Origin of the sequence: Streptomyces sp. NPDC085460 (assembly GCF_044541975.1) — a bacterium.
In the GTDB taxonomy this organism is placed as follows: Bacteria; Actinomycetota; Actinomycetes; order Streptomycetales; family Streptomycetaceae; genus Streptomyces.
This window is the reverse complement of the sequence record NZ_JBITTO010000003.1, coordinates 500,154-513,090: the sequence shown is the minus strand read 5'-3', so window position 1 is coordinate 513,090 and position 12,937 is coordinate 500,154. Positions and strand designations below refer to the sequence as shown.

Sequence of the window (12,937 nt, the reverse complement as noted above, 5' to 3'; positions counted from 1 at the left end):
CGCGGGCCCCGCGTGACGACGGCCCTGGCAGGCGCCGCGCGTGCCCTAGTGGGCGGCGTCGGCGATGTGCTGGGTGCCGATCCGCTTGCGGAAAACCCAGTAGGTCCAGCCCTGGTAGAGCAGGACGAGCGGCGTGGCGATGGCCGCGCACCACGTCATGATCTTGAGGGTGTACGGGCTCGACGACGCGTTGGTCACCGTCAGGCTCCACGCGGGGTCGAGCGACGACGGCATGACGTTCGGGAAGAGCGCCAGGAACAGCATCGCGACGGCGGCGGCGATCGCCACTCCCGAGAGCGCGAACGACCAGCCCTCGCGTCCCGCCTTGATCGCGCCGATCGCGCCGACCAGCGAGACCGCCGCGATCACCGTCGCCGCGAGGCTCCAGCTGTCGCCCGTGTCGACCTGGGTCCAGATCAGGAAGGCCAGCGCGAGCACCGCCGTGACCGCGCCCAGCCTCACCGCGAGCGCCCGGGCCCGGGTCCGGATGTCACCGACCGTCTTCAGCGCCACGAAGACCGTGCCGTGGAAGGTGAAGAGGGCGAGCGTGACCAGTCCGCCGAGGATCGCGTACGGGTTGAGCAGGTCCCAGAAGGTGCCGACGTACTCCATGTTCCGGTCGATCTTCACGCCGCGGACGATGTTGCCGAAGGCCACGCCCCACAGGATCGCGGGGATCAGGGAGGTCCAGAAGATCGCCTGCTCCCAGTTGCGCTGCCAGTTCTCCTCGGGCCGCTTCGCCCGGTACTCGAAGGCGACACCGCGGATGATGAGGCAGACCAGGATGATCAGCAGCGGCAGGTAGAAGCCGGAGAAGAGGGTCGCGTACCACTCGGGGAAGGCGGCGAAGGTCGCGCCGCCGGCGGTGAGCAGCCACACCTCGTTGCCGTCCCAGACGGGTCCGATGGTGTTGATGAGGACCCGCTTCTCGGGCCGGTTCCGGGCGAGCAGCTTGGTGAGGATGCCGACCCCGAAGTCGAAACCCTCCAGGAAGAAGTAGCCGGTCCAGAGGACGGCGATGAGTACGAACCAGACGTCGTGGAGTTCCATGCCTCGATCTCCTGAGCCTCAGTACGAGAAGGCCATGGGCCGGTCGGGGTCGCGGGTGTCCCCGCCGATCCTGGTGGGCGGGTTGAGGTCGTTCTCGGTGAGTTCGGGCGGGCCGGCCTTCACGTACTTCACGAGGAGCTTGACCTCGATGACGGCGAGGATCGCGTAGAGCGTGGTGAAGACGATCATCGAGGTGAGCACCTCGCCCTGGGAGACGCCGGGGGAGACGGCGGAGCTGGTCTTCATCACTCCGTAGACCACCCAGGGCTGACGGCCCATCTCGGTGAAGATCCAGCCCCAGGAGTTGGCGATCAGCGGGAAGGCCATGGTCCAGAGGGCCACGATCCAGTACCACTTGCCGATCTTCGGGCTGAGCGCCTTGTTCTTGAAGAGGACGAGGTTCGGCACTTCGTCCTCACCGGTCCTCAGCCCGGGGGCGAGCAGGAACTTCTTGCGCGTCAGCCAGAGCCCGATCATGCCGATGGTGAGCGAGGCCATGCCGAAGCCGATCATCCAGCGGAAGCCCCAGTAGGCGACCGGGATGTTGGGCCGGTAGTCGCCGGGGCCGTACTTCTCCTGCTCGGCCTTGTTGATGTCGTTGATGCCGGGGACGTACGAGTCGAAGTCGCCGTTGGCGAGGTAGGACAGTATCCCGGGGACCTCGATGGCGACCTTGTTGTGCCCCTTCTCGACGTCGCCGTAGGCGAAGATCGAGAAGGGCGCGGGCGCCTCTCCGTCCCAGAGCGCCTCGGCGGCGGCCATCTTCATCGGCTGCTGCTTGAACATGACCTTGCCGAGCACGTCACCGCTGATCGCGGTGCCGAGGCCGGCGATGATCAGCGTGATCAGGCCGACCCGGAGCGAGGTCCGCATCACCGCGACGTGGCGCTTGCGGGCCAGGTGGAAGGCGGAGATGCCGGCCATGAAGGCGCCGCCGACGAGGAAGGCGGCTGTCATGGTGTGGAAGAACTGGGTGACCGCGGTGTTCTGGGTGAGCACCGCCCAGAAGTCGGTGAGCTCGGCGCGGGCGCCCTGACCTCGGTCCTCGTTGATCCGGTAGCCGACCGGGTGCTGCATCCAGGAGTTGGCGGCCAGGATGAAGTACGCGGAGAGGATGGTGCCGATCGACACCATCCAGATGCAGGCGAGGTGGATCTTCTTCGGCAGCTTGTCCCAGCCGAAGATCCACAGACCGATGAACGTGGACTCGAAGAAGAAGGCGATGAGCGCCTCGAAGGCGAGCGGCGCCCCGAAGATGTCGCCGACGAAGCGGGAGTAGTCCGACCAGTTCATGCCGAACTGGAACTCCTGCACGATGCCGGTGACGACACCCATCGCGATGTTGATGAGGAAGAGCTTGCCCCAGAACTTCGTCGCCTTGAGGTACTTCTCCTTGCCGGACCGGACCCAGGCGGTCTGGAGACCGGCGGTGAGGGCGGCGAGGGAGATCGTCAGCGGAACGAAGAGAAAGTGGTAGACGGTGGTGATGCCGAACTGCCAGCGCGCCAGAGTCTCGGGCGCCAAAGCCAGGTCCACGTCGTCTTCTCCTTACATCGCCGTGGTCACATCGGCAGTTTGCCCCTCTTATCCCCTCAATTACGGGACGAACAGGGACACGCTTGTGAACGCGTTCACATTCACAAGCATTATGACTCATACGAAATCCGTACTGGAGGGTGGGGGGCTGTACCGAAGGTCACACCTTCCCAAGCCCTTCAACATATTGTTGAATCCGGGCCATGACCCTTCGGATACGCCTCACTTGGCCGGCCGGTCACATCACGGCCACTCTCGACGAAACCCCCACGAGCACGGCGCTCGTGGGGGCTCTGCCGATCGCCTCCACCGCCCGCACCTGGGGCGAGGAGGTCTACTTCGACACTCCGGTCTCCGTACCGCGCGAGGAGGGGGCGCGCCAGGTCGTCGATCCCGGCACGGTCGCCTTCTGGACCGACGGCGACGCCCTCGCCCTCCCCTACGGACCCACCCCGATCTCCCGGGGCGACGAATGCCGGCTGGCGAGCCCCTGCAACGTGCTGGGCTCGCTCGACGGCGACCCGCGGATCCTGGCCACCGTCCGCGACGGCGACCCGATCCGCGTCGAACTCGCCTGACCCCGTCAGGGCCCGGCGCGACGGGCCCCGCGGGCCGTCAGGCCCCCTGGCGGAAACCCTCCGCCACCTTCAGGAACAGGTCGTTCGCCTCGGTCTCGCCGATCGTGACGCGCACGCCCTCCCCCGCGAACGGCCGCACCACCACGCCGTGGCGCTCGCACTCCGCCGCGAAGTCCACGGTCCGCTCGCCGAGCCGCAGCCAGACGAAGTTCGCCTGGGCGTCCGGCACGGTCCAGCCCTGGGCCACGAGCCCGGCGCGGACCCGCTCGCGCTCCGCGACCAGAGAGCCGACCCGCCCGAGCAGCTCGTCCTCGGCGCGCAGCGAGGCCACCGCCGCGTCCTGCGCCAGCTGGCTCACGCCGAACGGCACCGCCGTCTTGCGCAGCGCCGCCGCCACCGGCTCGTGGGCGATCGCGAAGCCGACCCGCAGACCCGCCAGGCCGTACGCCTTGGAGAAGGTGCGGAGCACCGCCACGTTCGGCCGGTCGCGGTAGAGCTCGATGCCGTCCGGGATGTCGGCGTCGCGCACGAACTCCTTGTACGCCTCGTCGATCACCACCAGGACGTCGGAGGGCACGCGGTCGAGGAAGCGCTCCAGCTCGGCGCGGCGCACCGCGGTGCCCGTCGGGTTGTTCGGGTTGCAGACGAAGATCAGCCGGGTCCGGTCGGTGATCGCCGCGGCCATCGCGTCGAGGTCGTGCACCTCGCCGTCGGTCAGCGGCACCTGCACCGAGGTCGCGCCGCTGATCTGCGTGATGATCGGGTACGCCTCGAAGGAGCGCCAGGCGTAGATGACCTCGTCGCCCGGGCCCGAGGTCGCCTGGAGCAGCGACTGGGCGACGCCGACCGAGCCGGTGCCGGTGGCGATGTGGGAGACCGGGACGCCGAAGCGGTCGGCCAGCTCCGCGGAGAGCGCCGTGCACGCCATGTCCGGGTAACGGTTGAAGCTCGCGGCGGCGGCCAGCGCGCTCTCCATCACGCCCGGCAGCGGCGGGTAGGGGTTCTCGTTGGAGGAGAGCTTGAAGGCGACCGAGCCGCCCGCCGCGGCCGGCTTGCCGGGCTTGTAGGTGGGGATACCGTCCAGCTCGGCGCGCAGCTTCGGGGTGGACGTGCTCGTCCCGCTGGTCTCGCTCACAGTGTGGCCTCCTCGACCGTCCGTACCGCCAATGCTTCTCACTTTATGAGGATTCCCCGCCGCTGCGAATGGGCTGTGGACAACAGCCCTGCAACGCTGTGGAAAACCGGCCCCGCAACCCCCACCGCGGCCCCCGCGCGGCTCGTCCGCGGAAGGCCCCGAAACCCCCACCCCGGATCCCGCGCGGCTCGTCCGCGGACGGCTCCTCGGCCCGGTCCCGCCGCCCGCCCCGCGACCCCACCCCGACCGAGGGGGCGCGCGACTGGGTGGCGCGCGCTGGTGGCGAGCGCCGTGGCGCGCGTCCCCCGTAGAGGTGAGTTGAGACCTCTTCGAGACCTCGACCCCACACCAGGCCCATCCCGCCCGACGACATCGAGTCGCAAGGGAAACACCTCAACTACCTTTGAATTAAGGGTCCTTGACGCCTTTCGGCCATGCAGAAACGTGCCTGTCAACGCCCGCATATGCGGCCGTCTCACCCACCCCTCGTCGCCCTACTATCGGCTCGCCATGACAGCAGCAGGGAAGCACCAGGTGAGCCGGGCACAGACCCGGGGAAGCCGGCAGGGCCGGGCAGGCATCCGGGACGTGGCAGCCGCCGCCGGGGTCTCCATCACGACTGTCTCCGACGCGCTCAACGGCAAGGGCCGACTCCCGGACGCCACCCGCCGGCACGTCCGCGAGGTCGCCGACCGACTGGGCTACCGCCCGTCCGCGGCGGCGCGCACGCTCCGCACCGGCAAGTCGGGACTCATCGGCCTGACCGTGACCACGTACGGGGATGAACCTTTCACCTTCACGGAGTTCGCCTACTTCGCGGAGATGGCCAGGGCCGCCACCTCGGCCGCGCTCGCCCGCGGCTACGCCCTCGTCATCCTCCCCGCGACCTCACGCCATGACGTCTGGTCGAACGTCGCCCTCGACGGCACCGTCGTCATCGACCCGTCCGACCACGACCCGGTGGTCACCGAGCTCGTCCGCCAGGGCCTCCCCGTCGTCTCCGACGGGCGCCCCGCCGGCACGCTCCCGGTGACCGCCTGGGTCGACAACGACCACGAGGCCGCAGTCCTCGACCTCCTCGACCATCTCGCCGACGCCGGCGCCCGCCGCATCGGCCTCCTCACCGGCACCACCACCGACACCTACACCCGTCTCTCCACCACCGCGTACCTCAACTGGTGCGAGCGGGTCGGACAGGACCCCGTCTACGAGGCATATCCGGCGCACGACCCGTGCGCGGGCGCTGTCGCGGCCGACCGGCTGCTCGCCCGCCCGGACCGCCCCGACGCCGTCTACGGCCTGTTCGACCCCAACGGCACCGACCTCCTCGCCGCCGCCCGCCGCTACGGCCTGCGCGTCCCCGACGACCTGCTGATCGTGTGCTGCAGCGAGTCCACCGTGTACGCCACCACCGAACCGCCCATCACGACGCTCTCGCTCAAACCGCGCCGCATCGGCACCGCCGTCGTCCAGCTCCTCATCGACGCCATCGAGGGGATCGAGAGCGACGGTCCGGTCGAGCAGGTGATACCGACCGAACTCATCGTCCGTACCTCCTCGCAGCGCCGCTCGCCGCGGACGACCGTCAGTCCGCCGCGCTCGCCCGCGAAGGACTGACCGCCCCTCGCGGGAGCGGCCCCGACCACCCGACCCCGACCACCCGCTTCACCCGCCCGGCTTCACCCGCCCGACCCCGGCCGCGCCGAAGGCGCGGCCGGACGCACGACAGCGGAACGACCGCGAACGAACTGTCCGTCCGCCCCTGCCCGTGGGCGGAGAGGACGAAACCGACCGCCCCGCCGGACCCGACCCTGGACTGGACCTTCTCAATTCGGGCGAAACAACCGGTGAACCCGGAGCGAACCCGGATTCACCACCCCTGGTGCGTCACACAGGCGGACCCTCATTCCTATGATGGGCGCACGACACCGCGGACCACCCCGACCAGGCCGGTCCGCGATGTGCAGGGCATCGCGACGGTGGTGGAGGGGTCGATGACTCAGGGGGCCGGGCAGGATCCCGTGGAGCGCACGGCGACATTGCGTGACTTCCGCGTACCGCCGTACGCCCGCGTGCCGGTACAGGGCCACACGGCCGAGCGGCCTCCCGCGCCCGCCGATCCCACGCTCCACCTGGGCACCCGCCCGGCCGCGTTCGCCGAACCGGCCGGCTTCGGAGCCCCGGCACCGGCATCCGTACCGGCACCGACCCAGGCCCCGGCACCGGCATCCGTACCCGCGCCCGCGCCCGTACTGGCTCCGCCCCAGGCGCCGACTCCGGCACAGACTGCGGCCCCGGCACAGACTGCGGCGCCGGCACCGGCACCCGTACCGCCCCCGGCACCGCGCCCGGAGGCCGTCGCGTACCCGGAATCCACCCCGCCCGCGCCGCTCGCCCGCGTCACCCAGGTCCAAGGCCAGGCCCAGGTCCAGGCCCAGGCCCAAGGTCAAATCCAGGCCCAGGTCCCAGGGCAGGGCCAGGTCCAGAGCCAGGTCCACTCCGGCGCCGCCGGCTACCCCGGCGAGTTCCCGGACGGGTACACGCCCACCGAGCGCGACCTCCCGGTCATCCAGCGCGGCGACACCGTCCAGGTCCCCGTCGCCCCGGCCGCCGCGCCGGCGCCCGCGCCCGCCGGGGACGGCCCCGGCCCGCTGTTCGTCGTGGGCGACGTCCACGGCTACCTCGACGAGCTCGTCGAGGCCCTCCACGCCCAGGGCCTGATCGACGAGAACGGCGGCTGGGCCGCGGGCAACGCCCGACTGTGGTTCCTCGGCGACTTCACCGACCGCGGCCCCGACGGCATCGGCGTCATCGACCTCGTCATGCGGCTCTCCGCCGAGGCAGCAGCCGCCGGCGGCTACTGCAAGGCCCTCATGGGCAACCACGAGCTGCTCCTCATCGGCGCCAAGCGCTTCGGCGACACCCCGGTCAACTCCGGGGCCGGCACCGCCACCTTCCAGGCGGCCTGGCTGCTCAACGGCGGACAGAAGCACGACATGGACCGCCTCCAGGACGTCCACCTCCAATGGATGTCCCGGCTCGACGCCGTCGTCCGGGAGGACGACCACCTGCTGCTGCACTCGGACACCACCGCGTACCTCGAATACGGCGAGACCATCGAGGACGTCAACGACACCGTCCACGAGATCATCCGGCGCAACGACGCCGACGAGGTCTGGGACCTCTTCCGGAAGTTCACCAAGCGGTTCGCCTTCCGCGACGAGGCCGGCCCGCAGGCCGTCCAGGAGCTGCTGGGCACCTACGGCGGCTCCCGGATCGTGCACGGCCACAGCCCGATCCCGTACCTCCTCGGCCAGGTGGGCACGGAGGACGGCGAGGAGGACTCCCGCCCGGCCGTCGACGGCCCGCACGTCTACGCCGACGGGCTCGCGATCGCCATGGACGGCGGCGTCACCATGGCCGGAAAGCTGCTGGTGGTCCAACTCCCGCTGGGGGACTGACTCTCACCCAGCGCATCCGGTGCAGGCGATTTCCGGAAACCCCCTGTCAGCGCGCCCGCTCACGGCCCTACCATCGGTCTCCCTAGGTAGGCAGGCTCTCCTCCGCTTCCGCCCGGACCGCCGTTCTCCACGGCCGGTCCCGGCCCACCGAGCATCGGGGGATGCACATGAACGTGGCTCCGCACCTGCTGACCGAGGACCGCGCCGAGTACGAGCGCGTCCTCGACGACGCACTGCGCACCGCGCCCGAACGGCCGGAACTCGCCGGAGCGGGCGCGCGGCTGACGGCCGCCCAGCTCCGGGTGATGGCACTGAACGCGACAGCGCTCATCACCGCCGCGGCGGCGAGCGAGTACGAGCACTTCGTCAAGGTGCGCGAGCAGCACCGCGCCGCGTCCAACCGGCCGCGGACCCCCGCCCCCGACGAGTCGCCGGGCGCCGTCGCGGTCCTCACGACCCTGGTCCCGGTCCTCGCCGGAACGGCCGCCGTGATCTTCCTCCTGGTCGGCGCGGTGGTCCATCTGGTCGCCCCGACAGCCGCCCTCGGCGCCACCCTGCTCACCGCGGGCCTGGTCTTCGGCACCCTCGCCGCCGCCGGCCTCCTCTGCGCGGGCGCCGGGCTCCTGCTCACCGCGCTCCGCAACAGCCCCGCCGAGGCACACGCCCCCGACGACGAACTCACCCGGGCCCGCGCCGCCTGGCGCCACGCCCTTCTGGAACGGGGCGTCGTCCCCTTCCTCCGGGCCGCCCTCACCGCTCCCGTACCGACCCCAGCGCCCACACCGGCACCAGCTCCCACTCCAGCCCCAGCGCCAACACCGGCACCGGCACCGGCACCGGCCACCGCCCCCGATCCGCCTCCCCCGGCCCCGTGACGCGGACCGGCCCGCGGTCCCCCCGTGGACCGCGGGCCGGGGATCAGGACGGACGAGCAGGCGGCTACTCGGCCAGGGGCAGGTAGACGCGGTTGCCGGCGGCGGCGAACTCGGCGGACTTCTCCGCCATGCCGGCCTCGATCTCCTCCTGGGTACCGCCGTGCTCACGGCGGATGTCCTGCGAGATCTTCATCGAGCAGAACTTCGGGCCGCACATCGAGCAGAAGTGGGCCGTCTTCGCGGGCTCCGCCGGCAGCGTCTCGTCGTGGAACTCCCGGGCGGTGTCCGGGTCGAGGGCCAGGTTGAACTGGTCCTCCCAGCGGAACTCGAAACGCGCGTCGGACAGCGCGTCGTCCCACTCCTGGGCGCCCGGGTGGCCCTTGGCCAGGTCCGCCGCGTGCGCCGCGATCTTGTACGTGATGACGCCGGTCTTCACGTCGTCGCGGTTCGGCAGGCCCAGGTGCTCCTTGGGCGTGACGTAGCAGAGCATCGCCGTGCCCCACCAGGCGATCATCGCGGCGCCGATGCCGGAGGTGATGTGGTCGTACGCGGGCGCGACGTCCGTGGTCAGCGGGCCGAGCGTGTAGAACGGCGCCTCCTCGCAGATCTCCTGCTGGAGGTCGATGTTCTCCTTGATCTTGTGCATCGGGACGTGGCCCGGGCCCTCGATCATCGTCTGCACGTTGTGCCGCTTGGCGATCGTGTTGAGCTCGCCGAGCGTCTTCAGCTCCGCGAACTGCGCCGCGTCGTTGGCGTCCGCGATCGAGCCGGGGCGCAGGCCGTCGCCGAGCGAGTAGGTGACGTCGTACGCCGCCAGGATCTCGCAGAGCTCCTCGAAGTTCGTGTAGAGGAAGTTCTCCTTGTGGTGCGCGAGGCACCAGGCGGCCATGATCGAACCGCCGCGCGAGACGATGCCGGTCTTGCGGCGCGCGGTGAGCGGCACGTACGGCAGGAGCACGCCGGCGTGCACGGTCATGTAGTCCACGCCCTGCTCGGCCTGCTCGATGACCGTGTCCTTATAGATCTCCCAGGTCAGGTCCTCGGCCCTGCCGTCGACCTTCTCCAGCGCCTGGTAGAGCGGCACGGTGCCGATCGGCACGGGGGAGTTGCGCAGCACCCACTCGCGGGTGGTGTGGATGTTGCGTCCGGTGGACAGGTCCATGACCGTGTCGGCGCCCCAGCGGGTCGCCCAGGTCATCTTCTCCACCTCCTCCTCGATGGAGGAGGTGACGGCGGAGTTGCCGATGTTGGCGTTGACCTTCACCAGGAACCGCTTGCCGATGATCATCGGCTCGATCTCCGGGTGGTTGACGTTGGCCGGCAGCACCGCGCGGCCCGCCGCGATCTCCTCGCGGACGACCTCGGGGGAGACGTTCTCCCGGATCGCCACGTACTCCATCTCCGGGGTGATCTCGCCCCGGCGGGCGTACGCGAGCTGGGTCACGGCCTGCCCGGAGCGGCCCCGGCGGGGCAGCCGCGGACGGCCGGGGAACACCGCGTCGAGGTTCTTCAGCCCGCCGCCGCGCGGCGAGGTGTGCTTGATGCCGTCGTCCTCGGGGCGGACCGGGCGGCCCGCGTACTCCTCGGTGTCGCCGCGCGCGATGATCCAGTTCTCGCGCAGCGGCAGGAGGCCCCGGCGGACGTCGGTGTCGACGGCGGGGTCGGTGTACGGGCCGGACGTGTCGTACAGCGTCACGTCCTTGCCGTTGGTGAGGTGGACCTGGCGGACCGGCACCCGGATGTCGGGGCGCGAGCCCTCGACGTACCCCTTGTGCCAGCCGGGCGTGCGCTCGCCGTTCGAGTCGTTCTGCTCGTTCTGGTCGGAGGCAGGCGTGCGTGCGTCCTGAATGGTCATGAGACCGAATCTCCCTACGCCGGCATTACCCGGTAACAGGTTCGGCGGTCGGCGCAGCCTCCTCCCGTACGCGTCCGCGTACGGTGATCAGCGCCCTCTCAGCCCGGTGCTCCGAGCTCCCGCGTGTGCAAAGGTGCCACCACGCTAGCGCCCTCCCGGGCGTGCTGAACAGTGGGCCCCCTCCGTTCTTGCGATGATCGGTCGGTGACTTCCTCGCAGCAGACCCCCGATCCGCACGGCCACGACCGCGGCCACGACCACGGGAACGAGCACGGAAGCGGCACCGGCCCAGGCGGTGTTCCGGGCGGTGGCCCAGGCGGTGGGCCAGTGGGTGGTCCGGCCGGAGGCTCCGGCTCCGGCCACGGCTCCAACCCTGGCAACGGGCACGGGCACGGCTCCGGCCACGGCTCCGGCCATGGGCACGGCCACGGCCACGGCCACGGCCACGGCCACAGTCACGGGCCCGCCGCGCCCGTCTCCCGCCATCTGCGCAGGGTCATCGCGGCCGTCCTCATCCCCTTCGCCACCGCCGTGGCCGTCGGTCTGGTGGTGCTCTGGCCCGGCGGCACGCCGGCGCACGAGCGGACCGGGGTCGGCTTCGACCGGCAGACCGAGCAGGGCAGGGTCGTCGCGGTCGAGCAGGTGGACTGCAAGGACGTGAACGCGGCGCAGGTGCCGCCCACCGGCGACACGACCACCCCGCAGGGCCGCGAGGCGGTCAACGGGCAACAGGGTCAGTGCGAGAAGGCGACGATCGAGGTCACCAGCGGCACGGACAAGGGGCGGCAGTTCACCGAGATCGTGCAGCCGGACGCTCCGCGCCAACTCGACGAGGGCCAGGGCGTGGTGGTCGCCTACGCCCCCGACGCCCCGAAGGACCTGCAGTACTCGGTGACGGACGTGAACCGGAAGGTGCCGATGGCGGTCCTCGCCGGCATCTTCGCCCTCGCGGTCGTGCTCGTCGGCCGGCTGCGGGGCGTGATGGCGCTGATCGCGCTCGCGGTGAGCTTCCTGGTGCTCACGCTCTTCATCCTGCCCGCGATCCTGGAGGGGTCGAACCCGCTGATCGTGGCGGTGGTCGGATCGAGCGCGATCATGCTGCTCGCGCTCTATCTGTGCCACGGCCTGTCGGCCCGCACCTCGGTCGCCGTCCTGGGCACGCTGATCTCGCTGCTGCTGATCGGACTGCTCGGGTCCTTCTTCATCGGCTGGGCCTCGCTCAGCGGCAACACCGACGACTACACCGGGCTCATCCACGGCCTCTACCCGGAGATCGACATGTCCGGCCTGCTCCTGGCCGGTGTGATCATCGGTTCGCTCGGTGTGCTGGACGACGTGACCGTCACCCAGACCTCGGCGGTCTGGGAACTGCACCAGGCCGACCCGGGGATGGGACCGCGCGCGCTCTACCGGGCCGGCATCCGGATCGGACGCGACCACATCGCCTCGGTGGTCAACACCCTGGTCCTGGCCTACGCCGGTGCCGCGCTGCCGCTGCTCCTGCTCTTCACCATCGCGCAGAGCAGCATGGGGACGGTGGCCAACAGCGAGCTGGTGGCGGAGGAGATCGTCCGGACCCTCGTCGGATCGATCGGTCTGGTCGCCTCGGTGCCGGTCACGACGGCGCTCGCCGCGCTGGTGGTGTCGGCCGACCGCCCGGCGGAGGAGGCCGGCGGCCGGACGCCGGGCCGCGGCGGACGGCGGCGCCGCGCGAAGTGACGCGCGCGCGGCGGCCGTACGGGCCCGCGCCTCGTCGACAGCCGTACGGATCGGGGTACCGGTGCCAGGCGTACGGATCGGAGCGTCGGTGCCGGCCGTACGGATGGGGGGACCGGTCTCAGGCGTGCGGAACGGAGCGCCGGTCTCATGCGCACGGGTCGGAGCGTCGGTCTCAGGCGTACGCGACGGGCGCCGGTGTCAGGCGTGCACGACCGACGGGCGCCGGTGTCAGGCGTACGGAACGGGCGCGCCCGTGCCGGCCGTACGCGACGGGCGCCGGTCAGGCCGGGCCCGCGCTCTCCTCGGCGAGGATCCGGCCGAGCGCGGCCTCCAGGCTGTCCTCGAAGTCGCCCAGCGTCTGCTCCTGACCGAGCGGGACGAGCTTGTCCGTGCGGTCGAGGAAGGCGACGAGCGGCGGGGCGCTGGCGCGGAACAGCGCGCGGTCACCGCCCACCTGGAGCCTGATGGAGACGTCCGACAGACCCTCGGGGTCGGTCGGGGCGATGTGGACGTCGCCGTCGCCGCTCGGGCGGTTGATCCCGTCGAGCAGCAGCTCCCTGCCGAACGCCCAGGTCACAGGAGCGTCCCCGGGAAGGTGGAAGGTCATCCGCACCGCGTAGGGATCCCGGGTCTCGTATCGCAGTTCGACCGGGATCTTGAAGGAGAGCTCCTCCGAGACGAGGAAGCTCATCAGGACCTCGGCCTGAACCGACTCTCGCATCATGTAC

Annotated in this window: 10 protein-coding genes and 1 riboswitch; of the genes, 5 read left to right on the top strand and 5 right to left on the bottom strand. The window is 70.8% G+C overall.

The window, feature by feature from the left end; translation table 11 throughout:
- Positions 1–45 precede the first annotated feature (45 nt).
- Both cydB and ACIGHB_RS10205 read right to left on the bottom strand, forming a co-directional pair.
- The gene (gene cydB / locus ACIGHB_RS10210; RefSeq protein WP_360307729.1) at positions 46–1,050 is read right to left on the bottom strand and encodes a cytochrome d ubiquinol oxidase subunit II; all 1,005 of its coding nucleotides are present in this window, start codon (positions 1,048–1,050) and stop codon (positions 46–48) included.
- A gap of 18 nt (positions 1,051–1,068) precedes the next feature.
- Positions 1,069–2,586, bottom strand: a complete 1,518-nt coding sequence (locus tag ACIGHB_RS10205) for a cytochrome ubiquinol oxidase subunit I (RefSeq protein WP_360307732.1) — start codon at positions 2,584–2,586, stop codon at positions 1,069–1,071.
- Positions 2,587–2,789: 203 nt separating this feature from the next.
- Between ACIGHB_RS10205 and ACIGHB_RS10200 the strand changes: the two genes are divergently transcribed.
- Complete coding sequence (locus tag ACIGHB_RS10200) at positions 2,790–3,164, top strand: cyclophilin-like fold protein (RefSeq protein WP_360307735.1); 375 nt, start codon at positions 2,790–2,792, stop codon at positions 3,162–3,164.
- Between the two features lie 37 nt (positions 3,165–3,201).
- Here ACIGHB_RS10200 and hisC read toward each other — a convergent pair whose 3' ends face one another.
- Positions 3,202–4,299, bottom strand: a complete 1,098-nt coding sequence (gene hisC, locus ACIGHB_RS10195) for a histidinol-phosphate transaminase (protein WP_399911298.1) — start codon at positions 4,297–4,299, stop codon at positions 3,202–3,204.
- A gap of 510 nt (positions 4,300–4,809) precedes the next feature.
- Here hisC and ACIGHB_RS10190 point away from each other — a divergent pair.
- From ACIGHB_RS10190 to ACIGHB_RS10180, 3 genes are all read left to right on the top strand, one after another.
- Positions 4,810–5,916 (top strand): LacI family DNA-binding transcriptional regulator, encoded by a 1,107-nt coding sequence (locus ACIGHB_RS10190; RefSeq protein ID WP_078867917.1) that lies wholly within the window; start codon positions 4,810–4,812, stop codon positions 5,914–5,916.
- A gap of 377 nt (positions 5,917–6,293) precedes the next feature.
- On the top strand, positions 6,294–7,760 hold the full coding sequence (locus ACIGHB_RS10185; protein ID WP_399911295.1) for a metallophosphoesterase: 1,467 nt from the start codon (positions 6,294–6,296) through the stop codon (positions 7,758–7,760).
- Between the two features lie 167 nt (positions 7,761–7,927).
- Entirely contained in the window at positions 7,928–8,635 is a 708-nt protein-coding gene (locus tag ACIGHB_RS10180) for a hypothetical protein (RefSeq protein ID WP_399911646.1), read from the top strand.
- A gap of 64 nt (positions 8,636–8,699) precedes the next feature.
- On the opposite strand, the gene thiC is transcribed toward ACIGHB_RS10180, so the two are convergent.
- Complete coding sequence (thiC, locus tag ACIGHB_RS10175; protein WP_388874815.1) at positions 8,700–10,490, bottom strand: phosphomethylpyrimidine synthase ThiC; 1,791 nt, start codon at positions 10,488–10,490, stop codon at positions 8,700–8,702.
- Positions 10,485–10,623, bottom strand: a riboswitch (TPP riboswitch). Its footprint overlaps the gene before it by 6 nt.
- Before the next feature lie 194 nt (positions 10,624–10,817).
- On the opposite strand from thiC, the gene ACIGHB_RS10170 reads away from it, so the two are divergent.
- The gene (locus ACIGHB_RS10170) at positions 10,818–12,209 is read left to right on the top strand and encodes a YibE/F family protein (RefSeq protein ID WP_399911291.1); all 1,392 of its coding nucleotides are present in this window, start codon (positions 10,818–10,820) and stop codon (positions 12,207–12,209) included.
- A gap of 280 nt (positions 12,210–12,489) precedes the next feature.
- On the opposite strand, the gene ACIGHB_RS10165 is transcribed toward ACIGHB_RS10170, so the two are convergent.
- Positions 12,490–12,930, bottom strand: coding sequence for an SsgA family sporulation/cell division regulator (locus ACIGHB_RS10165; RefSeq protein WP_030493805.1), 441 nt, complete (start codon positions 12,928–12,930; stop codon positions 12,490–12,492).
- Positions 12,931–12,937: the final 7 nt, after the last annotated feature.